A 24,322-nucleotide genomic window follows, 5' to 3' on the forward strand; every position below is an offset into this window, starting at 1 on the left:
GTGCCCGTGATAAACGGGAGAAGTTTAACCAGATTCGTGATCTGCTTAAATCTTTACTGAAACAAATATTTTCATATTTCATTCATAACGTGATCTTAATCACTAATTTTCCCTCTGCGGAAGCGGTTGCGTCATAAGATTAATGAGTAAATAAAGGTAAAACGCTGGCGCGTTGGTAAGTGCCTCTTTACAATCAGCAGAGTTTTTTTGGTTTGTTGCCCTCAGTAAGGAATTTTTCATGTTGAAACGTACTTTGACCGCGCTGGCGACAGTTCTCGCACTGTCTACTGTCTCTGCCGCCGCTGTTGCCGCGAAGGGGGACACGCATGTGCTGCTGACCACTTCAGCAGGCAGTATTGAACTGGAACTGAATAACCAGAAAGCACCGGTATCGGTGGCTAATTTTGTGGATTACGTGAACAGTGGTTTTTATAACAACACCATCTTTCACCGCGTGATCCCAGGCTTCATGCTGCAGGGCGGCGGTTTCACTGCCGATATGCAGCAGAAACAGCCAAAACCGCCCATCAAGAATGAGGCGGACAACGGCCTGCTAAACAAGCGCGGCACTATCTCTATGGCCCGCACTGCGGATAAAGACAGCGCCACCAGCCAGTTCTTTATCAACGTGGCGGATAACGCTTTCCTCGACCACGGCCAGCGCGATTTTGGCTACGCAGTATTTGGTAAAGTGGTTAAAGGTATGGACGTTGCCGATAAGATTGCTCAGGTACCGACCAAAACCTTCGGTCCATACCAGAATGTGCCGGAAAAACCGGTCGTCATCCTCTCTGCCAAAGTGCTGCCATAATTATCTGACGGTCAGCTTTGCCCGGGCCGCCTGCTGGCGGCCCAGCTATTTTCCTTCTGCTATTTTCTCCTGGGGATCCCCCATGCTGCTGCTAATCGACAACTACGACTCCTTTACCTGGAACCTTTACCAATATTTTTCAGAACTGGGGGCGGAGGTGCTGGTGCGGCGCAATGACGACATCACCCTGGCTGAAATCAGCGCGCTGTCACCGCAACGGCTGGTCATCTCCCCCGGACCCTGCACACCGGATGATGCCGGGATCTCCCTTGAGGCTATTCGCCACTTTGCGGGCCAGCTGCCGATACTCGGGGTGTGCCTGGGGCATCAGGCCATTGCCCAGGCATTTGGTGCTCGCGTGGTGCGCGCCCGCCAGGTGATGCACGGCAAAACCTGCGCGATTGAGCATAACGATGGCGGCGTGTTTGCCGGGCTTAATCATCCGCTGACCGTTACCCGCTACCATTCGCTGATCGTTGAGAGCCTGCCCGCGCAGTTTGAACTGACCGCGTGGACGCTGCGCGACGGCCAGCCGGATGAGATCATGGGCTTTCGTCACCGTACCCTGCCGCTGGAAGGCGTACAGTTTCACCCGGAGAGCATCCTCAGCGAGCAGGGGCATCAGCTACTGGCTAATTTCCTCAAAGGCTGATTAATGGTTGCCTTGTTGTGATTTTTTATGCATATTTTATGACTATAATTTCACATTCCTGAAATGACTCAATGGCGAGGTAGTGAATGGCAGCGGAAAAATTAGCGGTAACGCGGGCGACATTTGATGAGGTGATTTTGCCTGTTTATGCACCAGCGCAGTTTGTGCCGGTGAAAGGCAAAGGCAGCCGCGTCTGGGACCAGCAGGGCAAAGAGTATATCGACTTCTCCGGCGGCATCGCGGTGACCGCGCTGGGCCACTGTCATCCTGCGCTGGTGGAAGCATTAAAATCCCAGGGGGAAACCCTGTGGCACACCAGCAACGTGTTTACCAACGAGCCGGCGCTGCGCCTGGCCTCTAAGCTGATCAACGCCACCTTTGCCGAGCGCGTGTTCTTTGCCAACTCCGGTGCGGAAGCCAACGAAGCGGCATTCAAACTGGCGCGCTACTACGCCACCAAGCGCCATAGCCCGTTCAAAAGCAAAATCATCGCCTTCCATAACGCCTTCCACGGCCGCACGCTATTCACCGTATCGGTCGGTGGGCAGCCGAAATATTCCGATGGCTTCGGGCCGAAACCGGCGGATATCGTCCATGTGCCGTTCAACGATCTGGCGGCGGTGAAAGCGGTGATCGACGATCATACCTGCGCGATTGTCGTTGAGCCAATCCAGGGTGAGGGTGGCGTGATGCCTGCGACCCAGGAGTTTCTACAGGGGCTGCGTCAGCTGTGTGACGAGCATCAGGCACTGCTGGTGCTGGATGAAGTGCAGAGCGGCATGGGGCGCAGTGGCAAGCTGTTTGCCCATGAGCACTACGGCGTGAAGCCGGATATCGTCACCACAGCCAAGGCGCTGGGCGGCGGTTTCCCGGTGAGCGCAATGCTGACCACCAACGAGATTGCTTCGGTGATGGCGCCAGGCGTACACGGCACCACCTATGGTGGCAACCCGCTGGCCTGTGCGGTGGCGGAAGCGGCGCTGGATATTATCAATACGCCGGAAGTGCTCACCGGGGTCGCCGAACGCCGCCAGCTGTTTGTCGAGCAGTTAAAAGCGCTGGATGCCCGCTTCGATCTGTTTAGCGATATCCGCGGGCAGGGGCTGTTAATTGGTGCCGCGCTCAAGCCGCAGCATGCGGGCAAAGCGCGCGATATCCTCAATGCCGCCGCAGCAGAAGGGGTGATGGTACTGGTTGCCGGCACCGACGTGATGCGTTTTGCGCCGTCGTTGGTCATTGAACCGGCCGATATCGCCGAAGGCATGGCGCGGTTTGCCACGGCGATAGAAAAGGTGCTGAGGTGATCGCTTGATCGTAGGGGGCGACCTTTTTTTCCGGTCGCCCCTTGCTGATGATGGGCATGCTGCTGGCGGGCGGACCGAAACAAAGGGTCCGCTCCTACGTTATTTTGAGGATTTCCTCAGGCGGCGTGACAGCCAGCGGCCATGATGCGGGCGCTGGCTCCAGGTCAGTGATGAAATGGTATACATCACGCCAAGATGCCCCAGAATGCGCTTCACATGGCGCTCCATAATGGTCACCGGCCCCTGATGAAAATCTTCCGGTACCTCCAGCACGTTAGTCTCTGAACTCGGCCCGTCATACTCCAGCCGCTGCTGACAGCGCTGCAGCGCAATCTCACACGACTGTAAATAGCGCTCCGCCAGCGTCGGCGTCAGCATGGTGTGTTCGCGTGCCAGGATAGTCATGGCGTTGATATGTTCGACAATAAACTGGCTGTGCGTCACCCACAGCTGCATATCGGACAGATAGCTGGAGTTAAAGCCCGGCTCCTGCATCGCCTGATGCAGCGAGTTAAACAGCGCATTGTGCGCCTGGTTTACCTCCATGCGCTGATACGCCAGCTTCACCGCATCCTGTTCGTTGCCCAGCAGTAGCTGTAACGCGCTCTGGTAGGTCTCCAGCGCATCGTGCGCATTCTGGCGCAGCAGCCCGCTCTGCCACTGCGGCCACAGCCAGATCATGCCGCCAAAGGCAATCAGGCAGCCCATCAGCGTATCCATCAGGCGCGGCAGCAGGAACTGCGCGCCGTTCAGCGACAGCAGCTGCAGCGTGTACACCGCCGTGACGGTAAAGCCTACCGTGGCCCAGCCATAAAACTTGCGGATAAACAGATAGCTCACCAGGGTAATCACCAGCATGATGCTCAGTATCCACGGCTCCGGCACGTGCATGCCCAGCGTCCCGGCGGCAATCGCCAGCCCGGCCAGCGTGCCGAGCGCTCGGTGCTGAATGCGCACGCGGGTGGCGCTATAGCCGTTCAGGCTGACGAACATCACGGTCATCAGGATCCAGTACGGTTTCGGCAGGTTGAAGAACAGCGCCAGCGAACTGGCAAAGGTCAGCATCACCGCGAAGCGCGCAGCGGTGCGCAGCGCCGACGATTTCAGCGACAGATAGCTCTTCAGCGCCCGCAGCAGCGGCAGGCGGCGCTGACGGTCGGCCATCAGGTCGCGGCGATAGAGCGGGTGCTGAGTGCGCAGTACGCGGCCAATGCGGCTGAAGTGGTAGTAGCAGAAGTTACCGACCGGGTTATCCGGGTGCTGGCGGGCGATCTTCTCCAGCGCCTGCAGCTGTTTATCCATGGTGAAGCGCTCGGCGAAGCGATGGTAGAGAATATCATCGGCCAGTACCCGCAGCCGCGCAGCAATGGTCTGCGCATTCCAGCGGATCACCGCCTCGGCGTGGCTTTTCTCCACCAGTTTCTGCACCTCTTCCGGCTGATGCAGGCTGACGGCAATGTGCTCCTGTAAATCCAGCGCCACCTGAAAAGCCCGCGTCAGGCGCTGATAATGGCTGTCGCGGTTGGCAGAAAGCATATGCATCTGCTGGTAGCAGGTGTTGATCAGATCGACCGCTTTTTGCTGACGTGCCAGCAGGGGAGGCAGGGCGGTTTGTGGATCGGTGAGTTTGGTCAGCAGCGTATATTTTGCTTCGCAGTAGTCAGCCAGCTCGCGATACAGCAGGCTGAGCGTTTCACGCATCGGCTGCTCTTTCCACAGCCAGAACCAGAACCAGTTAAACGCGCCGTACCAGACGGTGCCGAGGATATACAGCAGCGGGGGTTCCCACATCGGCATGCGCCCGGCGAGGCTGAGGGTGAAGATGGCGGCAATCAGCGAAGCAGGCAGCAGGCGGGCGTGCAGCGGGCTGATCTCACCGGTGACGCCAAGCAGCAGCGCCATCACCAGCAGGATCGCCGGCAGCGGAACGCCTTCAGCGCCCGCAAACTGGATCAGGAAACTGCTGAAGGCAAACAGGCTGCCGCCAACGATCAGGCGTTTGAAGAAGCGTTTATGGGGGGTATCGAGACCGGCGTTGTTGCAGCAGGCGGGCACTAAAGAGAACAGCAGGCCGCGTTGCAGGTCGCCCAGCAGCCAGCCAATCGCCACCGGCAGACACAGCACCAGCGTCTGTCTCAGGGCATAGTTTACTTCGGGGTGATAGATGATTCTCCGCCACATGCGCTGCACCAAATAAAAAAGGCGCGACAGGGATGTCGCGCCGTGAGTTCAGAGCCGGTTAGCGTGTGCCGTAAACGACGATAGTCTTACCGTGTGCAGAGATCAGGTTTTGATCTTCCAGCATTTTCAGAATACGGCCGACGGTCTCACGAGAGCAGCCGACAATCTGGCCAATCTCCTGGCGGGTAATCTTAATCTGCATGCCATCCGGGTGGGTCATGGCATCCGGCTGTTTCGCCAGGTTCAGCAGCGTCTGTGCAATGCGGCCCGTCACGTCGAGGAAAGCTAAGTTGCCCACTTTCTCAGACGTCACCTGCAGGCGACGCGCCATCTGTGATGAGAGGCGCATCAGGATGTCAGGATTCACCTGAATCAGCTGACGGAATTTTTTATAAGATATTTCAGCCACTTCACAGGCGCTCTTCGCACGTACCCACGCGCTACGCTCCTGACCCTCTTCAAAGAGGCCCAGTTCACCGATGAAATCACCCTGATTGAGGTAAGAGAGGATCATCTCTTTGCCTTCTTCATCCTTGATCAGCACCGCTACCGCGCCTTTGACGATGTAGTAGAGGGTTTCCGCTTTTTCACCTTGATGGATCAGCGTGCTTTTGGATGGATATTTGTGAATATGGCAATGTGACAGGAACCATTCGAGAGTCGGGTCTGTTTGCGGTTTGCCGAGAACCATTCGCTATTATCCTCTGTTGTAATCGAGCCTAATGTCACCCGTCATTTTGCAATGCTTAGGGTGCACAGGGGGGTATTCCCTGTCAGGCGTAGAAATATTCAAGCGTTCCCATAGGAAAATTTTTCCGGGCCTCTGAGCAGAGCTTGGCTCGTTTTGTCGTCCCGTATTTCTCGTGCATCGAAGTGCCGACGAAATATTACAGCTTTGTTTGTAGCACAGCTTGCACGCACTGTCTTCTGTTGTCTCGCTTCAGCATAGTGGGAAAAAGTCCTGAAAGGGGACCTGGCTGCGCAACAGCATGCGGCAATATACCAATAAATTATTGATATTAATCATAAAGAAAAGATTAATTTTCAGAATTTATGCCGGTGTGTGCGTGAAAAAAATGTTATCAGCATGTTAAGTGCAACGATGGATGAATTGCTATGGTTCAATTTATAACCGATTGTGGAATTCAAATCTAACAGATTGATTCTTCAGATTTATTACAGGATCGCGTTATGAAAGTGACTTCGCATGCATTAATGCTCTACCTGCTGTTTATGGGCTATGTCCTTGTCTATCTGGATAAAACAGTGATGGGCTTTGTGCTATTACCCCTTCGCCAGGAGTTCCATCTCGCGCCGCAGCAGGTGGGATATATCGGTGGCATCTTCTTCCTCGCTTATGCGCTGTTTCAGTTTCCCGCCGGCTGGTTAAACGATCGCATAGGTTACCGGAGCATGCTGGTGCTCTCGCTGTCGTTGCTTGGGCTGTGTGCGCTGCTGTTTGGCTGGCTCGGTGTCACCTTTGCTCTGCTGCTGAGCTTCCGCTTTATGGCGGGGATCGGCCACTCGGGTTATCCAAGCGCCAGCGCGAAAGCCGTAAGTGCCAATTTTGCGCTGCATCACCGCACCTTCGCCCAGTCGCTGCTGCTCTCCTCCTCCGGGCTGGCGATGGCCATCGGGCCGCTGCTGGCGGTATGGGCGCTGGATAAAATGAACTGGCATCACGCCTATATGATCCTGGCCGTGCTGGTGCTGATGGTAGCCGCGAGCATGGTGCTGCTGTTGCCGCGCTCGCCGCGGGGGATCCTCATTCCAGCTGGCGAAGTCGGCCTGCACAGTGCGCTACGCCAGCCGCTTTTATGGCAGCTGTTCTGCACTAACTTTCTGCTGAATGTGCCGGTTTACGGCCTGGTGAGCTGGCTGCCCAGCTTTCTCACTCATCGCGGACTGCCGCTCTCCGCTGTCGGGCAGATGATGAGCATTTCCGGGGTTGGTAGCGCACTGACATCGGTGGCTGGCGGCTGGCTGGTGGGGCGTTATCTGGCCGGGCGTGAACCCTGGGTAATCTGCCTGGCGTCGCTGATTGCGGCGGCGGGGATGCTGATGATTTACCTCTCCTCCAGCGTGCTGATGAGCACAATCGGCCTCTGTATTACCAATGCGGCCCTTATCGGCACCTTTATCACCACCTTTACGCTGCCGATGAAGCGTTTTCCGCTCGCGGTGACCGGCTCGATTATCGGTTTACTGAATGCCGGTGGAGTACTGGGCGGCTTCGTCGGGCCGATTGCGATGGGCTATTTAGTGGCCGCTGGCCATGGCACTTACCTTGGTGCCTTTCTGTTTCTGATGATAGCGATACTGCTGGCGGGACTGGCTCTTCTGCCGGGCAGCCGGCGTGCTTACCTCTCTTCCTTAAACCCGGAGTTATCATGAACACTGAAACGTTAAACAAGGAAATCACCGACAAAGTGCTGGTGTGGCGGCGTCATATTCATGCCAATGCCGAACTCTCATTCCATGAGCATGGCACCGCAGATTATGTCGCTGCTGAACTGGCGAAGTTTGGCCCGTTAAAAATTAAACGGCCAACGCCAACCAGCGTGGTGGCGGAACTGCCGGGTGCGCGCAGCGGCCCATGCGTCGCGCTGCGTGCCGATATGGATGCGCTGCCGATTACCGAACTCAACAATGAACCCTTTACCTCGCACAACAACGGGGTGATGCACGCCTGCGGGCACGATGCGCATACCGCCATGCTGCTCGGTGCGGCCTGGGTGCTGTGCCATCAGCAGGCGCAGCTAAGCGGCACCGTGCGCTTTATCTTCCAACACGCGGAAGAAGTGCCGCCGGGTGGCGCGCAGGAGCTGATCAAACACGGCGTGCTCAACGGCGTTGAGAAGATCTTCGGGCTGCACGTCATGCCGAATTTCCCCACCGGGACGGCCGGACTGACCGAAGGCGTTTTCAGCGCCGCCAGCGATAATTTCGATTTGATGATTCAGGGGAAAGGTTCACATGCCGCGCTGCCGCAGGAGAGCGTCGACCCGGTGGTGCTGGCATCCGGCGTGGTACAGGCGCTACAGCAGATCGTATCGCGCAGGCTGGATCCCAACGATCGGGCGGTGCTGAGCGTGGCGAGCTTTATCGCTGATGGTGGCTATAACGTCATTCCCGACAGCGCCCACCTGCGCGGCACGCTGCGCACGCTAAGCAACCGTGCGCGTAGTGAAATCCCGCAGATGATGGAGAAAATGATCGAGGGCATCACCGCCGCAGCCGGAGGAAGCTTTGCGCTGAAATGGACGCCGGGCTACGCCATTGGCGTCAATCATCCGGAGGCCACGCGCATTGCCCGCGATACGGTGGTCGGCACGCTGGGCGATGAGGCGTTAAAAATCCTGCCGCATCCGATGTTCGGCTGTGAGGATTTTTCCGCGTATCAGAAGGTGGTGCCGGGCTGTTTTGTCTGGGTCGGTAGCGGTAATAAGGCAAAAGGGGCGATATGGAATCTGCATAACCCGCACTTCCGCCTCGATGAGGACGTGCTGGCAATAGGCGTGCGCCTGCACGTTGGCTTTATCCATCAAATATTAATGCAGTAACGCCTGCCGGGGCCGCTCAAACGATCTTTTTACCTTCCATCAAACGTTTAACCAGCGGCCCCATTATCAGCTCCATCGCCAGCCCCATTTTGCCGCCCGGCACCACCAGAGTCTTAATGTGTGAGATAAACGACCCCTGTAACATGCTCAGCAGGTAGGGGAAGTCGATATCTTCCAGACCCTGAAAGTGGATCACCACAAAGCTCTCGTCAAGCGAGGGGATGCCGCGTGCGGCAAACGGGTTTGAAGTATCCACCGTCGGCACGCGCTGGAAGTTAATATGGGTGCGGGAGAACTGCGGCGTGATGAAGTTGATGTAGTCCTCCATCGAGCGTACCACCGAGTCCATCACCGCTTCGCGCGAGTGGCCGCGTTCGCCGGTGTCGCGCACCAGTTTCTGGATCCACTCCAGGTTGACGATCGGCACCACGCCGACCAGCAGGTCCACTTTATCCGCCACGTTGTGCTGCGGAGTGACGACGCCGCCGTGCAATCCTTCATAGAACAGCACATCGGTTGGGCCAGGCAGCGGCTGCCAGGGGGTGAAGGTGCCCGGAACCTGGTTCCACGGCACGGCTTCATCGTAGGTGTGCAGATACTTGCGCGACTGACCTGTACCGCTGAGGCCATACTCGGTAAACGTCTGCTCCAGCAGGCCAAAGTCGTTGGCCTCCGGGCCAAAATAGCTGACGTGTTTGCCCATATCGCGCGCTTTGCGGATCGCCATGTCCATTTCCGGACGGGTAAAACGGTGGAAACTGTCGCCTTCAACTTCGGCAGCGCGCAGGTCAAGCTGCTGGAAGATCTTCCTGAAGGCCAGGCTGGTGGTGGTGGTTCCCGCCCCGCTGGAACCGGTGACGGCGATAACCGGAAATTTGGCTGACATGGCGTACAACTCCCTGAAGAAAGGTCTGACAAGCTGATCATAGGTATCATGTTTCGCCGGGAAAAGTCATCTCCGCCGCGTATTGATGCCAAAAAAGCAACGCCCCGCCACAATTTGCAGCTTCAGCGCTACTGCTCTTCCGCACCGGCGCGGAACTGCCCGCGCGGCATGATATTGACCGATTCATGCAGCTCGGACCACACCAGCACCACCTCGCCGCTGGTCAGCTGGCGGTGCACGTCGGCCACTTTTTGCGTCAGCGAGCGCTCATGCTCGCCATAGTCAGTACCTTCGCGCAGCACAAAAGACTCGATCAGGTTGTCGAGGGTTTCACTATCCAGGTCTTTCCAGGGAATAATCATCAGTTGTCCAGCCAGGTTGAAAGCCATTGCGGAATGCGCTGTTCCAGCCACATTTGTGGCTTACGCAGCGTTCCACCTACAAATCCCACGTGCCCGCCGTGCTGCGTCAGCTGATACTCCACGCAGGAGGGCAGCAGGGCAGCATCGGGGATCACTTCCGGGGTCATAAACGGGTCGTCTTGGGCGTGAATAATCAGCAGCGGTTTACGCACGCCGGGTAACAGCGGCATGGCGCTGCAGCGGCGGTAGTAGTCGGTGGCATCGTTGAAGCCGTGGGCGCGAGCGGTGATCGCATCGTCAAAGTCGCGCAGCAGGCGCAGGGATTTCAGCTGTGCCAGATCGACCGGCAGCGTGCCCGGCCAGGCCTGCAGTTTGCGGGCGGCGTTCTGTTTCAGCAGGCCCAGCAGATAGCGCTGGTAGACGCGGGAAAAACCCTGCTCCAGCCGCAGGCTGCACGGCTCCAGCATCAGCGGTGCGGAGACCACGACCCCCGCATCCAGCAGGCACTCATCGCCCTGTTTGCCCATCAGGCAGGCCAGCATATTGCCGCCGAGCGAGATCCCCACTGCCGCGGTGGGGACGTTGCCCCATTCGTCGCGCAGCCACTGTAAAAGGTAGCTGGCGTCTTCCGTCTCGCCCGAGTGGTAAATGCGGTTGAGACGGTTTGGTTCACCGCTGCAGCCGCGAAAGTGCATCACCACGCCGAGCCAGCCGCGATCCTTCCACGCCTGTAGCAGACCGTGCGCGTAGGGGCTGTTAAAGCTGCCCTCTAAACCGTGAAACAGCACCACGCGCGGTTTATGCCGGGCACCCGCCGGGTCTTCGCTCCACGCCAGATCGACAAAATCAGTATCTGGCAGGGTGAGCCGCTGCCAGTGTGGTTGTAGCGTTATGCGGCGGCGCACCAGACGCGGCAGAATGGTTTGCAGATGCGGATTGCTGCCACCGGCCAGCGGGCGAAAAGCCGTATCGGTCAGGTGACTAAAATTCATGTGGTCAGAGCTTGTAGGATCCATGGCTCGCTGTTAGCTTCGTCGGGTTGTCTATTTGCCGTGGGTGAGGAGCACCCTTTCTATGGAACTGAGTCTGTTTTTGTCAATGTTGGGCTTTCTCTGGGTCGCTGCTATCACGCCAGGCCCTAATAATATGTTACTCACCGCCTCCGGTGCTAATTTTGGTTTCCTGCGCTCTCTGATGTTGCTGATCGGTATCATGATCGGCATGCAGGTGATGCTGCTGATGGTGGCCTTTGGCGTTGGCGGTTTGATCCTGCTTTATCCCTCGCTGCACCTGTTCCTGAAAATTGCCGGCAGCCTCTATCTGCTGTGGCTGGCATGGAAAATCGGTACCGCCGAGTATGAGAAGCTGGAAACCGGCGCGGGTCCGGCCGCGCCGATGCCGTTCTGGCAGGGCGGCCTGCTGCAGCTGATCAACCCGAAAGCCTGGCTGATGGCGCTTGGCGCGGTCGCCAGTTTTAGCCTGGCGGGTGAAGCTTATAAAAGTTCAGTGATCGCGATTAGCTTCGCCATGGCGTTGGTGAATCTGGTGTCAGGAGTGATCTGGTTAGGCTTCGGCACGCTGATTGGCCGCATCCTGCGCAGCCGCCGCGCCTGGACTATCTTCAACGTATTTATGGGGTTGCTGACGGCGGCGTGCGTGCTGCTGATTTGGCACTGACCTCCTCAATCAACGGCGGCGAGGCGTGCCTCGCCCCTACACAGATGGCGACCCCTGCGCATATGGCGGCCGTAGGGGCCGCGGCATGCCCGGCCCGGCCTTAACATCCTGCCTAAACCCATTTTTCAGCTAACGAATCCGCAATTTCTCCTAAGCAGCTTTTGCTATAAAAGATAATTTTTAATTACTTTATAACGATAGTCGCGCCCGGTTACAAAGGGGGGGTACACCCAATAACAATACTCTCTGGAGCGGGCTATGGCGGCAAAATTCACACTTTCACTTCTGGCGGCAGCACTGTCGCTGACGGCACTCGGCGCACAGGCGGTGGATGTCACCATCGCTTATCAAACCTCGGCGGAACCGGCGAAGGTCGCGCAGGCCGACAACACCTTTGCAAAAGAGAGCGGGGCGAAAGTCGACTGGCGTAAGTTTGACAGCGGCTCCAGCGTGGTGCGCGCGCTGGCCTCTGGCGACGTGCAGATCGGCAATATCGGCTCCAGCCCGCTGGCGGTTGCGGCCAGCCAGCAGGTGCCGATTGAGGTATTCCTGCTCGCTTCCCAGCTCGGTAATTCTGAAGCGCTGGTGGTGAAGAAAAGTATTAAGGATCCGCAAGACCTGATCGGCAAACGCATTGCGGTGCCGTTTATCTCCACCACCCACTACAGCCTGCTCGCCGCGCTGAAGCACTGGGGCATTAAGCCGGGCCAGGTACAAATCATTAACTTACAGCCGCCGGCGATTATTGCCGCCTGGCAGCGCGGGGATATCGACGGTGCCTACGTCTGGGCGCCCGCCGTCAATCAGCTGGAGCAGGACGGCAAGGTGCTGACCGACTCCGCCGAGGTCGGAAAATGGGGATCGCCAACGCTCGATGTCTGGGTAGTGCGCAAAGACTTTGCGCAGCAGCACCCGGAAGTGGTGACGGCGTTTGCCCGCAGCGCGCTGGATGCGCAGAAAGCTTACCTCGATAACCCGCAGCAGTGGCTGAAGCAGGACGACTATCTCAGCAAGCTGTCGCGCCTGAGCGGCGTGCCTACGGCGCAGGTACCGGGGCTGGTGGAGGGCAATACCTATCTGACCGCGCAGCAGCAGGTGACGCAGCTTAACGGGCCGGTGAATCAGGCGATTGTCGACACCGCGACGTTCCTCAAGGAGCAGGGCAAAGTGCCGCAGGTCACTCATGACTACAGCAGCTTTGTCACCGATCGCTTTGTTAAACCTCTCGCCCAGTAGGAGATCGCCAATGCTTTCCGTGTCTCATCTTCGCGCCAGCTATGCAGGCCAGCTGGCATTACAGGACATCAACCTGTCGATCGGCAACGGAGAGCTGGTGGTGGTTTTAGGTCCGTCCGGCTGTGGCAAAACTACGCTGCTCAACCTGATTGCCGGGTTTATTCCGGCGGACAGCGGCAGCATCACGCTGGACGGCAAGCCGGTGAATGGACCGGGGGCGGATCGCGGCGTGGTGTTCCAGCATGAGGGGCTGCTGCCGTGGCGCAACGTGCTGGATAACGTGGCGTTTGGCCTGCAGCTGGCCGGCGTGGAGAAAAACGAGCGCCGCGCCGTCGCCAGACGCGTGCTGAAGCAGGTGGGGCTGGAGGGGGCCGAGAAACGCTTTATCTGGCAGCTCTCCGGTGGCATGCGTCAGCGCGTGGGTATTGCGCGCGCGCTGGCGGCCGATCCACGCCTGCTGCTGCTTGATGAGCCTTTCGGCGCGCTCGATGCCTTTACCCGTGAACAGATGCAGGAGCTGCTGCTGACCCTATGGCGCGACAGCGGCAAACAGATTCTGCTGATTACCCACGATATTGAAGAGGCGGTGTTTCTTGCCAGCGAACTTATCCTGCTGTCGCCGGGGCCGGGGCGTATCGTCGAACGGCTGGCGCTCGACTTCGGTCGCCGCTATGCGGCCGGAGAAGGCTGTCGGGCGATAAAATCCGACCCGGACTTTATTGAACGCCGCGAATATGTGCTCAGCCGGGTGTTCCAGCAGCGTGAGGTGTTTGCATGAGTTCCCTGGTGAATGAGAAGAGCCGCACGCGCAAACTGCGTCTGCGCTGGCCACTGTCGCGCCATCTGACGCTCAGCCTCAGCACGCTGCTGGTGCTGCTGGCCGTCTGGTGGGCCGTGACGGCGCTTAAACTGATTGCGCCGCTGTTTCTGCCGCCGCCGCAGCAGGTGCTGCACCAGCTGCTGACCATCGCCAGCCCGGCCGGGTTTATGGATGCCACGCTGTGGCAGCATCTGGCCGCCAGCCTGACGCGCATTGTGATTGCGCTAGCGGCAGCGGTGATTATCGGCGTGCCGGTCGGCATTTTTATGGGGCTGAATGATACCGTGCGCGGCATCCTCGATCCGTTGATTGAGCTCTACCGCCCGGTGCCGCCGCTGGCCTATTTGCCGCTGATGGTGATCTGGTTTGGCATCGGCGAGACCTCGAAGATTCTGCTGATCTACCTGGCCATTTTTGCCCCGGTGGCGATGTCGGCGCTGGCGGGCGTGAAGAGTGCCCAGCAGGTGCGGCTGCGTGCCGCCCGTTCGCTCGGCGCCAGCCGCTGGCAGGTGCTGTGGTTTGTGGTGCTGCCCGGCGCGTTGCCGGAAATTCTGACCGGTTTGCGCATTGGTCTTGGCGTTGGCTGGTCCACGCTGGTGGCCGCTGAGCTGATCGCTGCCACGCGCGGTCTGGGTTTTATGGTGCAGTCGGCCGGTGAATTCCTGGCGACTGACGTGGTACTGGCAGGCATTGCCGTTATCGCCCTGATCGCCTTTGCGCTGGAGCTGGGGCTACGCGCCTTACAGCGCCGCTTAACCCCCTGGCATGGAGTACAACAATGAACGAACGCATAAAAATTCAGGCGCTGGGACCGTATATCGGCGCCGAGGTGAGCGAGCTTGACCTCAGCCGCCCGCTGAGCGACGCGCAGTTTGAGCAGCTTTATCACGGGTTGATCCGCCATCAGGTGCTGTTCCTGCGTAATCAGCCGCTAACGCCTCATCAGCAGCGCCAGCTGGCCGCGCGCTTTGGCGACCTGCATATCCACCCGGTGTATCCGCATGCGCCGGGGGTGGAGGAGGTTATCGTGTTGGATACCCATAACGATAATCCGCCTGATAACGACAACTGGCACACCGATGTGACCTTTATCGAAACGCCGCCTGCGGGCGCGATCCTCGCGGCGAAGCAGCTGCCGGAAAGCGGCGGTGACACGCTGTGGGCCAGCGGCATTGCGGCTTATGAGGCGCTGTCGGAGCCGCTAAAAGTACTGCTGAGCGGCCTGCAGGCCGAGCATGACTTCAAGAAATCGTTCCAGGAGTTCAAATACCGCGGCAGTGAAGAGGATCACCAGCGCTGGCAGCAGGCGGTAGCGAAGAATCCGCCGCTGTTGCATCCGGTTATCCGCACCCATCCGGTGAGTGGCAAAAAGGCGCTATTCGTTAACGAAGGTTTCACCACGCGCATTGTCGGGCTGAAAGAGAAGGAGAGTGAGGCGCTGCTGAACTTCCTGTTTGCCCACATCACTAAGCCGGAATTCCAGGTACGCTGGCGCTGGCAGGTGGGCGATGTGGCGATCTGGGATAACCGTGTGACGCAGCATTACGCCAATGCAGATTATCTGCCCGCGCGACGGATTATGCACCGGGCGACGATCTTAGGGGATAAGCCGTTTTAATCGTCACTCATCAGGTTACGTGAAAAATGATGGATATCCGCGCCAGGTTTCAGGCGATACAGCTTTGCCTTGCGGGCGCCGGTGGCAACGCTGTCGCCGGTCTCTTCAAACATCGCTGAAGCCTCAAAGCGGCGGATCAAGCTTTTGCGCTGCACCGGTCGGTCCAGTATCGTCTCAGTGACTTCCTGCAACTGGGTCAGAGTGAAGGCGGCGGGCAGGCAGTAGACCGGTAGCAGAGAATAGAGCGTCTTCTGTCGCAGCCGTTGCAGCGCTTCAGCAATAATCTGCTGATGGTCAAAAGCGATATCGCTGCGCTGTGCCAGACCGTCGAGCGGCTGCCACTGGGCATCGCTGACGTCATCACTTTCTGCCTGACAGTTTTCTGCGGCAATCAGGGCATACCACGCGCTGGTCAGACTCCAGCCTCGCGGGTCACGGTGCGCCCCTGAGAAAGTTGCCAGCTGTTCCAGCCAGGGCGGATTGACGGTGGTCTTCTCACGCAGTTTACGCAGCGCCGTGTCGCGCGTGGATTCATCCTGTTGCATATCAATAAACCCTCCCGGTAGCCCCCACCATCCGCGCTGCGGATGATTAGCACGTTGTACCATTAACACGCACAGCTGCCCCTGCCACAGGGTAAACAGCACGCTGTCCACGGTGACAATCGGCGATGCATAGCGCGAGGCATCGTACTGGTCCAGATACGCTTGTTCAGATGACATCATAGGGTTCCTGCAGGAAGTGTCGCTGGGACACACTACCAGCCCCGGCGTCATGATTCAATAACGCCACCACTTTTCATGATATTTATTTTATTTAAAATCATAGTGTTAAAAGATTTTCTTTTCGTGGGTTATTTTTTGCTTGTGAATAAGTGTCTCTTGGACAATTATATAAGTGTCCTTGGGACATTAATAAATCAAAAGGAGTCTGCGATGATGAAACTGCAATTAACCCTTGATGGTCAGGATGCCGCGCTGGAAAGCGGCCGTTTTCCTGACGGTGCGATCTGGGGACGTGTGCTGTCGCCGCTTGATCCGCAGGCCACCACCCTGACGCTGCGTGCCAGCGCGATGCAGACTCTGGATGACCTGATGCTGGTCGCGCAGATACTGGATGCGGTGCGCCAGCGCTGCCTGCTGCGCCAGACCACGCTTGAGCTGCCGTGGCTGCCCTATGCCCGCCAGGACCGTACCCTGCGTGACGGCGAGAGCTTTGCGCTGAAGGTGTTTGCCGGTTTTCTCAATCAACTGCGCTTTGACCGGGTGGTGGTCGTTGACCCGCACAGCGATGTGGCCGCAGGCGTTGTTGACCGTCTGGTGACGATCCCACAGCATCGCGCTCTGATCCACAGCCGAACGCTGAGGGATGAACTGGTGCAGGGCATGATGCTGGTTGCGCCCGATGCCGGCGCGTTGAAGAAGGTGCATGCGCTGGCGCAGCAGGTCAACGCCGCCGAATACGGCATTCTCGGCAAGCATCGCGATATTGCTACTGGCGCCCTGAGCGGATTCGAACTGCTGAAAGGTGACGTAGCCAACAGGGATGTGCTGATCGCTGACGACCTCTGCGATGCCGGCGGCACCTTTATCGGTTCAGCTGCGGTGCTACGTGCAGCCGGTGCGCGTTCGGTCAGCCTGTACGTCACGCATGGCCTGTTCAGTAAAGGGGTAGATCACCTGTTGAGCCAGGGTATCGACCGTATCTGGACCACCACCTCACTGGCCGGGGAAGAATTAGCGCAGGAGCGTGTAGAGCTGATTGATATCGACACCATTTACCGCAGTGAAGGAGCATCCCATGCAAATTAATCCGATTCTGGCTATCGACGGCTACAAAACCTCACATCGCGAACAGTACCCGGCGGGAACCAACCGCGTGTACAGCAACTTTACCCCGCGTGGGAACCGGTATTTCCACTCGCCGCTGGCGGATGATGCCCTGGTGTTTTTCGGCCTGCAGGGTTTTTTACAGTGGTTTATGGTCGATTTGTTTAATGACAAATTTTTTGCTCAGCCGGAAGAGCAGGTAGTGTGTGAGTATCAGCAGCTGATGGACAGCTACCTGGGTAAAAATAGCGTCAGCGTGGAGCATATCCGCGCACTGCATCGCCTAGGCTATTTGCCGCTGGCGATCAAAAGCCTGGACGAGGGCAGTAAAGTGTCGATGAAAATTCCGGTACTGACCATCACCAATACCGTGGATGAGTTTTTCTGGCTGGTTAACTACCTTGAGAGCGTGATGTCGGCAGAGCTGTGGAAGTCCTCCACCAATGCGACCGTGGCGCACCACTATCGCCAGATTTGTCAGCTGTGGGCGGAACGTACCTGTGACGATATGACACATGTCGATTTTCAGTGTCATGACTTCTCATTCCGCGGCATGTCAGGCCTGCACGATGCTGCACAGTCGGGGGTTGGCCACCTGCTGAGTTTTACCGGAACTGACAGCCTGCCTTCTGTCCTCTATGCACAACAATATTACCGCCCGGCAGAAGGGACGTTTATTGCCGGGAGTATTCCCGCCACCGAGCACAGCGTGATGTGCATGGGGGAGCAGCAGGGTGAGATCGCTACCTTCCGTCGTCTGCTGACGGAGCTTTATCCGACCGGGTTTGTGTCGGTGGTGTCGGATACCTGGGATTACTGGAAGGTGCTGACCGAATACAGCCGTGAGCTCAAACCCGAGATCGTGGCGCGTGAAGGCCGTCTGGTGTTCCGCCCTGACAGCGGTGACCCGGTGGAAATACTGTGCGGCAGCGGCGACGATGCCGACCGCGATCCGGCTCGCAGCGCACAGCAGAAAGGGTCGGTCGAAGTGCTGTGGGAGATCTTCGGCGGCACGGTCAATGCCAGGGGCTACAAGGTGCTGGACCCGCACGTGGGTCTGATCTACGGCGACTCGATTACCCTCGAGCGTGCCAATCAGATCCTGAGTCGTCTGGAGGCCAAAGGCTTTGCCAGCAGCAATGTGGTGTTCGGCGTCGGGTCTTATACGTACCAGTACAACACGCGTGACACCTTTGGTTTCGCCATGAAAGCGACGTATGGCGAAGTGCACGGAGAGGGGCGTGAGATCTTCAAACAGCCGAAAACCGACAACGGCATGAAAAACTCTGCGCGCGGTCTGTTACGGGTGGAAAAAGATGATGAAGGGAAATACCGGCTGCTGGACGGTCAGAGCTGGCAGCAGGAGCAGGGCGGGGAACTGAAAATCCGTTTCCTGGATGGAAAACTGTATAACGTGGAGGATCTGACCACGCTGCGTCAGCGTCTGGCAGCGCAGTAGCGGGATGCGGGATTCGGGTCGGGCATGCCCGACCCCTACGAATGCGCTATTCCGGCAAATCAGTGTCCCAGGGGCGTGGCATGCCGCGCCCGAACTGCTGCATCAGGCGTTGATGATCGACTCTAACTCTTCCTGCGCTGCCAGCCATTCCATCTCACACTCTTCTAAGGCCGATTTCGCCGTTGCCTGCTGCTGCAGCGCCGCAGTGAGGTCGGCTTTGCGTGCTTGCTCGTAGATGGCGCTGTCGGAGAGCTTCCCTTCGGCCGCGCTCAGCTCGGCGTTATGCTTCTCCATCTGCTTTTCCAGCTTCTCAATCTGCTTGCGCAGCGGCTGAGTCTGGGTGCGCAGCTCCGCTTCCCGGCGCTTTTGGTCCTTGCGCGCCTGAGCGCTATTGGCGCTGTCGGCTTTTGGCGCGGCATCGGCCACTGTCTGCTTCTGCAGGTCGCTCAGCCACTGCTGATAATCTTCCAGGTCGCCTTCAAATGCTTCCACTTTCCCGTCGTGTACCAGGTAGAGATCGTCGGTGGTCGAACGCAGCAGGTGGCGGTCGTGCGAGACAACAACCAGCGCGCCTTCGAAGTCAATCAGCGCCTCAGTCAGCGCCTGGCGCATATCAAGGTCAAGGTGGTTGGTGGGTTCATCCAGCAGCAGCAGGTTCGGGCGCTGCCAGACGATCAGCGCCAGCACCAGCCGGGCTTTCTCGCCGCCGGAAAAACGGCGGGTCTCTTCGCTGACTTTATCGCCCTGGAAGCCAAAGCCGCCGAGGTAGTCGCGCAGCTGCTGCTCCAGCACTTTCGGTGCGAGGCGCACCAGATGCTGGATCGGCGATTCGTCAGCGCGCAGGAACTCCAGCTGATGCTGAGCGAAGTAGCCGAGCTTGATGCCTTTCGCTAAGCCAATGTCGCCCTGTAATGGCGCCAGCTCGCCCGCCAGTAGTTTGATCAGCGTGGATTTACCCGCGCCGTTGCGCCCCAGCAGGCCAATGCGCGAGCCGGGAACCAGGTTGAGCTTGATCGAGTTAAGGATTTTACGATCGCCATAACCGGCGCTGACTTTTTCCATCTTCAGCAGTGGGTTCGGCAGGTTTTCAGGTGCGCGGAAGCTAAAGGTAAAGGGGTTGTCGACGTGCGCCGGGGCGATCAGCTCCATGCGCTCCAGCATTTTAATACGGCTCTGAGCCTGTTTTGCCTTGGTGGCTTTGGCCTTAAAGCGCTCAATGAAACTTTGCAGGTGCGCGACTTTCAGCTGCTGGTTTTCAAACATCGACTGCTGCTGCGAGAGTTTAGTGGCGCGCTGGATCTCGAACGAGCTGTAGTTGCCGGTGTACTCAAAAATTGACTGCTGTTCGATATGCAGAATTTTATCCACCACCGGATCGAGGAAGTCGCGGTCGTGGGAGATCAGGATCAGCGTGCCGGTATAGCTTTTCAGCCAGCGCTCCAGCCAGATCACCGCATCAAGATCGAGGTGGTTAGTTGGCTCATCGAGCAGCAGCAGGTCGGAACGGCAAATCAGCGCCTGGGCGAGGTTAAGGCGCATGCGCCAGCCGCCCGAGAAGTCGCTGACCGGGCGCTGCAGCTGTTCCTGGGTGAATCCAAGGCCGTCCAGCAGGCTGGCAGCGCGTGACTGAATGGTCCATGCCTGCACCGCATCGAGCTTGCCGTGCAGCGTAGCGATGGCGTGACCATCGTCTATCTCATTCGCGTGCGCTAATTCAGACTCAAGCTGACGAAATTCGCGGTCGCCGTCGATAACATACTCAATGGCGGGAATATCCAGTGCCGGGGTCTCTTGATTGACCCACGCCAGTGACCAGTTTCCCGGATAGTTGAAACTGCCCGCGTCGGCGCTTATCTCGTTTTTCAGCAGCGCCAGCAGGGTCGATTTGCCGCAGCCATTCTTACCCACCAGGCCCACTTTTTGGCCGGGGTTAATGGTTGCGGTCGCGTTGTCGAGCAGGACGTGGACACCGCGACGGATTTGTAATGCAGAGAATACAATCATAAGCGCCGTAAGTTCAGAGTATGTTAAATTAAGCCATCATAATCAGTTTTCGGAATCAAACAGTTCCGTTGCGTCGAGCATGGTAGCGGAAATCACCCGCCATGACGACGATTTGGAGGGGAATGATGTCGCAGCCGCCTAAAGTCCTGCTGTTGTACGCCCACCCGGAGTCTCAGGATTCGATTGCCAATCGCGTTTTGCTTCAGCCGGCCAGAAATCTGGACAATGTGACGGTCCACGACCTGTATGCACACTATCCGGATTTTTTTATCGATATTCATCACGAGCAACAGCTGCTGCGTGAACATCAAATCATTGTTTTCCAGCACCCGCTTTACACTTATAGCTGCCCGGCGCTGCTGAAAGAGTGGCTGGATCGCGTGCTGTCGCGCGGCTTTGCCAGCGGCGTGGGCGGTAACGTGCTGGAAGGAAAATACTGGCGCAGCGTGATCACCACCGGTGAACCGGAGGCCGCCTACCATCAGGAGGGGCTGAACCGTTATCCGATGTCGGACATTATGCGCCCGTTCGAACTGACGGCGCAGATGTGCAGCATGCACTGGCTGACGCCGATGATTATCTACTGGGCGCGCCGCCAGTCTGCCGACGTGATGAACAATTATGCCCGCGCCTATGGCGACTGGCTGGCCAATCCGCTGCCCCATGGAGGAGTTTAGATGGAAGGACAAAGCCTCCTGACCGCCGGTGTTGTTTACCTGTTTGCGGCGGTGATTGCGGTGCCGATTGCGGCCCGTCTTGGCATCGGTGCGGTGTTGGGGTATCTGCTCGCGGGGATTGCCATTGGTCCCTGGGGACTGGGCTTTATCAGCGACGTAGACGAGATCCTGCACTTCTCCGAGCTTGGCGTGGTGTTCCTGATGTTTATCATCGGGCTGGAGCTGAAACCGTCGAAACTGTGGGAGCTGCGGCGCTCAATATTTGGCGTCGGTGCGGCGCAGGTGATCCTGAGCGCCGCGGTGCTCGGCGGCCTGCTGCTGCTGACCGACTTCTCCTGGCAGGCGGCCGCTATCGGCGGCATCGGGCTGGCGATGTCATCCACCGCGATGGCCTTACAGCTAATGCGCGATAAAGGCATGAACCACAATGAATCCGGGCAGCTCGGCTTCTCGGTGCTGCTGTTCCAGGACCTGGCGGTGATCCCGGCGCTGGCGCTGGTGCCGTTACTGGCCGGCGGCGACAGTGGTCATACCGACTGGATGAAGGTGGGCATGAAGGTGCTGGCCTTTGGCGGCATGCTGATCGGCGGGCGCTATCTGCTGCGGCCGATTTTCCGCTTTATTGCCGCTTCCGGCGTGCGCGAAGTGTTTACCGCCGCGGCGCTGCTGCTGGTGCTTGGCTCGGCACTGTTCATGGATGCGCTCGGGCTGTCGATGGCGCTCGGTACCTTTATTGCCGGTATCCTGCTGGCGGAAAGTGAATATCGCCACGAGCTGGAAATCGCGATTGATCCGTTTAAAGGCTTGCTGCTGGGGCTGTTCTTTATTTCGGTCGGCATGGCGCTTAACCTCGGCGTGCTCTATACCCATATTGTTGAGATCCTCGCCGGAGTGGTGATTCTGGTCGCGGTGAAGGTGGCGGTGCTGTATCTGCTGTCGCGCATCTACGGCCTGCGCAGCTCCGAACGGCTGCAGTTCTCCACGGTGCTTAGCCAGGGCGGTGAGTTTGCCTTCGTGCTGTTCTCTGCCGCTTCTTCTGCGAAGCTGTTTAGCGGGGATCAGATGCCGCTGCTGCTGGTGACGGTGACGCTGTCGATGATGACCACGCCGCTGCTGATGCAGGGCGTGGATAAAATCCTTGAACGCCGCTTCAATGAAGTGGATGACTCCGCCGAGAAGCCGTTTGTTGAAGATGATAAACCGCAGGTGATCGTGGTCGGCTTCGGTCGATTCGGTCAGGTAGTGGCGCGCCTGCTGATGGCTAACCAAAAGCGCATTACGGTGCTGGAACGCGATATCAGTGCGGTCAGCCTGATGCGCAAATATGGTTACAAGGTGTATTACGGTGATGCTACCGAACTGGAGCTATTGCGTGCCGCCGGAGCAGAAACCGCGCAGTCGATCGTGATAACCTGTAACGGCCCGGAAGATGCGATGGAGATTGTTCACCTCTGCCAGCACCATTTCCCGCATCTGCAAATTCTTGCGCGCGCCCGGGGCCGCGTTGAGGCGCACGAGCTGCTGCAGGCTGGCGTCTCGCAGTTTTCCCGTGAAACCTTCAGCAGTGCGCTGGAGCTGGGGCGCAAAACCTTGATGACGCTGGGGATGCACCCGCATCAGGCGTTCCGCGCGCAGCAGCACTTCCGCCGTCTGGATATGCGCATGCTGCGTGAGCTGATGCCGAATCACAGCGACAGCCAGCAGATCTCCAGAGTGAAAGAGGCGCGGCGCGAGCTGGAAGATATCTTCCAGGCTGAAATGCAGCACGAGAAGCGGCAGTACGACGGCTGGGATGAGGCAGATTAATGCAATCAATCTGCCCGTTGGGGGCGACTTTTTTTTCCGGTCGCCCTGCTTCCGGCACAATGGGCTGACCGAAATGTAACGGCAGCTCCTGCGGAATTTAATGGTGATTATGATGCGTAAACGTTTTATCGCTGGCGCGACCTGCCCGAAATGCCAGGCTCGCGACACGCTCGCCCTGTGGCGGGAAAATAATATCGATGTGGTCGAGTGTGTGAAATGCGGTCATCAGATGCGTGAAGCCGACAAAAAGGCGCGCGAACAGGTGCGCAGCAATGAGCAGGTGATCGGAATTTTTCATCCCGAGTAGCGTAATTGCACAGCTTTTTTTAAGCTGTACAGTACAGCCGGGTTGAAATTCGATACAATCGGCGCCACTTAGAGCCCTTAGCGTTGGTAAAACAGCCAGCGAATTAAGGGCTCAACGCTCTCAACGGTTAGGAGTAATCATGAAAGTAGCAAAAGACCTCGTGGTCAGCCTGGCATACCAGGTCCGTACAGAAGATGGTGTGTTGGTTGATGAATCCCCGGTGAGCGCACCGCTGGACTACCTGCACGGTCATGGTTCCCTGATTTCCGGGCTGGAGAAGGCGCTGGAAAATCGTGAAGCTGGCGACAAGTTTGATGTGAATATCGCATCAAACGATGCCTACGGCGAATACGATGAGAACCTGGTGCAGCGCGTACCGAAAGACGTATTTATGGGCGTTGACGAACTGCAGGTTGGCATGCGCTTCCTGGCAGAAACCGATCAGGGCCCGGTACCGGTTGAAATCACCGAAGTAGACGGCGACCACGTCGTGGTTGATGGTAACCACATGCTGGCCGGCCAGAACCTGAACTTCAATGTTGAAGTTGTGGCGATCCGTGCTGCGACCGAAGAAGAGCTGGCCCACGGCCACGTTCACGGCGAAGACGGTCATCACCATGACCACGATCACGGCCATGACCACGGTCAGGGCGGTTGTGGTACTGGCGGTTGCGGCTGCAGCCACTGATCGATAACCGTGCAGGGGCGACCGGAATAAAGGTCGCCCCCTACGAGTCAGAGGCCACCTGCGGGTGGCCTTTTTGTTTTTTACGGTTGCTGCGGGTTAAGCGACCGCGAGTCGGGCATGTAGGGTCGAGGCATACCTCGACCGGGGATCAGTAGTGCGGAGGCGGGGTTTCTTCGGACTGATCGGCCATTAATGACGGCGCGGCAGCCTTAAGTTTGTCGGTCAGCAGGCGCATCTGTTCACGCACGCGCGCCATCTCCAGTTCGTGCTGTACCACCGTATGGTTCAGCTCATCAATGGTCATTTCCTGAAACGCCAGTTTGCTCTCCAGCATCTCCAGCCGCTGCTCCAGCAGTGATTGTTGCATTCTGTTTCCTCTTGTTACTACCGGGCCAGGCCCACTCCTGGCGAATTGCCCGATTCTAACGGTAAAATGCGGGCA

Annotated in this window: 24 protein-coding genes; 16 read left to right on the forward strand and 8 right to left on the reverse strand. The window is 57.9% G+C overall.

Annotation, left to right across the window (positions count from 1 at the left end):
- Positions 1 to 238 precede the first annotated feature (238 nt).
- From ppiA to argD, 3 genes are all read left to right on the forward strand, one after another.
- Positions 239 to 811 (forward strand): peptidylprolyl isomerase A, encoded by a 573-nt coding sequence (gene ppiA, locus ID864_RS19835; protein ID WP_048917667.1) that lies wholly within the window; start codon positions 239 to 241, stop codon positions 809 to 811.
- Between the two features lie 82 nt (positions 812 to 893).
- Complete coding sequence (locus ID864_RS19840; RefSeq protein WP_048917666.1) at positions 894 to 1,463, forward strand: aminodeoxychorismate synthase component II; 570 nt, start codon at positions 894 to 896, stop codon at positions 1,461 to 1,463.
- 86 nt (positions 1,464 to 1,549) lie between these two features.
- A complete protein-coding gene (gene argD / locus ID864_RS19845; protein WP_191150260.1) occupies positions 1,550 to 2,767 on the forward strand; it encodes a bifunctional acetylornithine/succinyldiaminopimelate transaminase in 1,218 nt (405 codons plus the stop codon).
- A 99-nt stretch (positions 2,768 to 2,866) separates the two neighbouring features.
- On the opposite strand, the gene ID864_RS19850 is transcribed toward argD, so the two are convergent.
- Complete coding sequence (locus tag ID864_RS19850; protein ID WP_099753495.1) at positions 2,867 to 4,948, reverse strand: YccS/YhfK family putative transporter; 2,082 nt, start codon at positions 4,946 to 4,948, stop codon at positions 2,867 to 2,869.
- Positions 4,949 to 5,006: 58 nt separating this feature from the next.
- Positions 5,007 to 5,639 (reverse strand): cAMP-activated global transcriptional regulator CRP, encoded by a 633-nt coding sequence (gene crp, locus ID864_RS19855; protein ID WP_048917664.1) that lies wholly within the window; start codon positions 5,637 to 5,639, stop codon positions 5,007 to 5,009.
- 500 nt (positions 5,640 to 6,139) lie between these two features.
- On the opposite strand from crp, the gene ID864_RS19860 reads away from it, so the two are divergent.
- Positions 6,140 to 7,342 carry an MFS transporter gene (locus ID864_RS19860; protein ID WP_224750561.1) on the forward strand — a complete coding sequence of 401 codons (1,203 nt, stop codon included), beginning with the start codon at positions 6,140 to 6,142 and terminating at the stop codon, positions 7,340 to 7,342.
- Entirely contained in the window at positions 7,339 to 8,511 is a 1,173-nt protein-coding gene (locus tag ID864_RS19865; protein WP_048917663.1) for an amidohydrolase, read from the forward strand. Before ID864_RS19860 ends, ID864_RS19865 begins: the two co-directional genes overlap by 4 nt.
- Positions 8,512 to 8,527: 16 nt before the next feature.
- Here the strand turns inward: ID864_RS19865 and ID864_RS19870 are convergent, their stop codons facing one another.
- The 3 genes from ID864_RS19870 to ID864_RS19880 all read right to left on the reverse strand — a co-directional run bounded on the left by ID864_RS19870 (position 8,528) and on the right by ID864_RS19880 (position 10,775).
- Positions 8,528 to 9,397 (reverse strand): phosphoribulokinase, encoded by an 870-nt coding sequence (locus tag ID864_RS19870; protein WP_048917662.1) that lies wholly within the window; start codon positions 9,395 to 9,397, stop codon positions 8,528 to 8,530.
- Between the two features lie 128 nt (positions 9,398 to 9,525).
- On the reverse strand, positions 9,526 to 9,759 hold the full coding sequence (locus tag ID864_RS19875) for a YheU family protein (RefSeq protein WP_099753493.1): 234 nt from the start codon (positions 9,757 to 9,759) through the stop codon (positions 9,526 to 9,528).
- Positions 9,759 to 10,775, reverse strand: coding sequence for a hydrolase (locus ID864_RS19880; RefSeq protein ID WP_048917660.1), 1,017 nt, complete (start codon positions 10,773 to 10,775; stop codon positions 9,759 to 9,761). The genes ID864_RS19875 and ID864_RS19880 overlap by 1 nt, the downstream gene beginning before the upstream one ends.
- A gap of 58 nt (positions 10,776 to 10,833) precedes the next feature.
- On the opposite strand from ID864_RS19880, the gene ID864_RS19885 reads away from it, so the two are divergent.
- The 5 genes from ID864_RS19885 to tauD all read left to right on the forward strand — a co-directional run bounded on the left by ID864_RS19885 (position 10,834) and on the right by tauD (position 15,110).
- Entirely contained in the window at positions 10,834 to 11,436 is a 603-nt protein-coding gene (locus tag ID864_RS19885; RefSeq protein WP_048917659.1) for a LysE family translocator, read from the forward strand.
- Positions 11,437 to 11,694: 258 nt separating this feature from the next.
- Positions 11,695 to 12,672, forward strand: a complete 978-nt coding sequence (tauA, locus tag ID864_RS19890; RefSeq protein WP_048917658.1) for a taurine ABC transporter substrate-binding protein — start codon at positions 11,695 to 11,697, stop codon at positions 12,670 to 12,672.
- A 10-nt stretch (positions 12,673 to 12,682) separates the two neighbouring features.
- Entirely contained in the window at positions 12,683 to 13,450 is a 768-nt protein-coding gene (gene tauB / locus ID864_RS19895) for a taurine ABC transporter ATP-binding subunit (protein WP_048917657.1), read from the forward strand.
- Positions 13,447 to 14,274 (forward strand): taurine ABC transporter permease TauC, encoded by an 828-nt coding sequence (tauC, locus tag ID864_RS19900; protein WP_048917656.1) that lies wholly within the window; start codon positions 13,447 to 13,449, stop codon positions 14,272 to 14,274. The genes tauB and tauC overlap by 4 nt, the downstream gene beginning before the upstream one ends.
- The gene (gene tauD, locus ID864_RS19905; protein WP_048917655.1) at positions 14,271 to 15,110 is read left to right on the forward strand and encodes a taurine dioxygenase; all 840 of its coding nucleotides are present in this window, start codon (positions 14,271 to 14,273) and stop codon (positions 15,108 to 15,110) included. Before tauC ends, tauD begins: the two co-directional genes overlap by 4 nt.
- On the opposite strand, the gene ID864_RS19910 is transcribed toward tauD, so the two are convergent.
- Positions 15,107 to 15,832, reverse strand: coding sequence for an NUDIX hydrolase (locus ID864_RS19910; protein ID WP_048917654.1), 726 nt, complete (start codon positions 15,830 to 15,832; stop codon positions 15,107 to 15,109). The two genes, tauD and ID864_RS19910, sit on opposite strands and share 4 nt — an antisense overlap.
- 213 nt (positions 15,833 to 16,045) lie before the next feature.
- Between ID864_RS19910 and prs the strand changes: the two genes are divergently transcribed.
- Together prs and ID864_RS19920 are read left to right on the forward strand one after the other, a co-directional pair.
- Positions 16,046 to 16,921: a ribose-phosphate diphosphokinase gene (gene prs / locus ID864_RS19915; RefSeq protein WP_048917653.1), complete on the forward strand. Its 876-nt coding sequence runs from the start codon at positions 16,046 to 16,048 to the stop codon at positions 16,919 to 16,921.
- Positions 16,911 to 18,398 carry a nicotinate phosphoribosyltransferase gene (locus tag ID864_RS19920; protein WP_099754845.1) on the forward strand — a complete coding sequence of 496 codons (1,488 nt, stop codon included), beginning with the start codon at positions 16,911 to 16,913 and terminating at the stop codon, positions 18,396 to 18,398. The genes prs and ID864_RS19920 overlap by 11 nt, the downstream gene beginning before the upstream one ends.
- Before the next feature lie 102 nt (positions 18,399 to 18,500).
- On the opposite strand, the gene ID864_RS19925 is transcribed toward ID864_RS19920, so the two are convergent.
- Positions 18,501 to 20,402: an ABC transporter ATP-binding protein gene (locus ID864_RS19925; RefSeq protein ID WP_048917651.1), complete on the reverse strand. Its 1,902-nt coding sequence runs from the start codon at positions 20,400 to 20,402 to the stop codon at positions 18,501 to 18,503.
- Positions 20,403 to 20,527: 125 nt separating this feature from the next.
- Here ID864_RS19925 and kefG point away from each other — a divergent pair, with 125 nt between their 5' ends.
- From kefG to slyD, 4 genes are all read left to right on the forward strand, one after another.
- Positions 20,528 to 21,079 carry a glutathione-regulated potassium-efflux system ancillary protein KefG gene (kefG, locus tag ID864_RS19930; protein WP_048917650.1) on the forward strand — a complete coding sequence of 184 codons (552 nt, stop codon included), beginning with the start codon at positions 20,528 to 20,530 and terminating at the stop codon, positions 21,077 to 21,079.
- Complete coding sequence (kefB, locus tag ID864_RS19935; RefSeq protein ID WP_048917649.1) at positions 21,080 to 22,885, forward strand: glutathione-regulated potassium-efflux system protein KefB; 1,806 nt, start codon at positions 21,080 to 21,082, stop codon at positions 22,883 to 22,885. It abuts the gene before it with no gap.
- A 106-nt stretch (positions 22,886 to 22,991) separates the two neighbouring features.
- Positions 22,992 to 23,192, forward strand: coding sequence for a YheV family putative zinc ribbon protein (locus tag ID864_RS19940; protein ID WP_166643205.1), 201 nt, complete (start codon positions 22,992 to 22,994; stop codon positions 23,190 to 23,192).
- 139 nt (positions 23,193 to 23,331) lie between these two features.
- Positions 23,332 to 23,880 (forward strand): peptidylprolyl isomerase, encoded by a 549-nt coding sequence (gene slyD / locus ID864_RS19945; protein WP_048917648.1) that lies wholly within the window; start codon positions 23,332 to 23,334, stop codon positions 23,878 to 23,880.
- Positions 23,881 to 24,028: 148 nt separating this feature from the next.
- Here the strand turns inward: slyD and ID864_RS19950 are convergent, their stop codons facing one another.
- Positions 24,029 to 24,247, reverse strand: a complete 219-nt coding sequence (locus tag ID864_RS19950) for a protein SlyX (RefSeq protein ID WP_048917647.1) — start codon at positions 24,245 to 24,247, stop codon at positions 24,029 to 24,031.
- Positions 24,248 to 24,322 lie beyond the last annotated feature (75 nt).

Origin of the sequence: Erwinia aphidicola (assembly GCF_014773485.1) — a bacterium.
Taxonomy (GTDB): Bacteria; Pseudomonadota; Gammaproteobacteria; order Enterobacterales; family Enterobacteriaceae; genus Erwinia; species Erwinia aphidicola.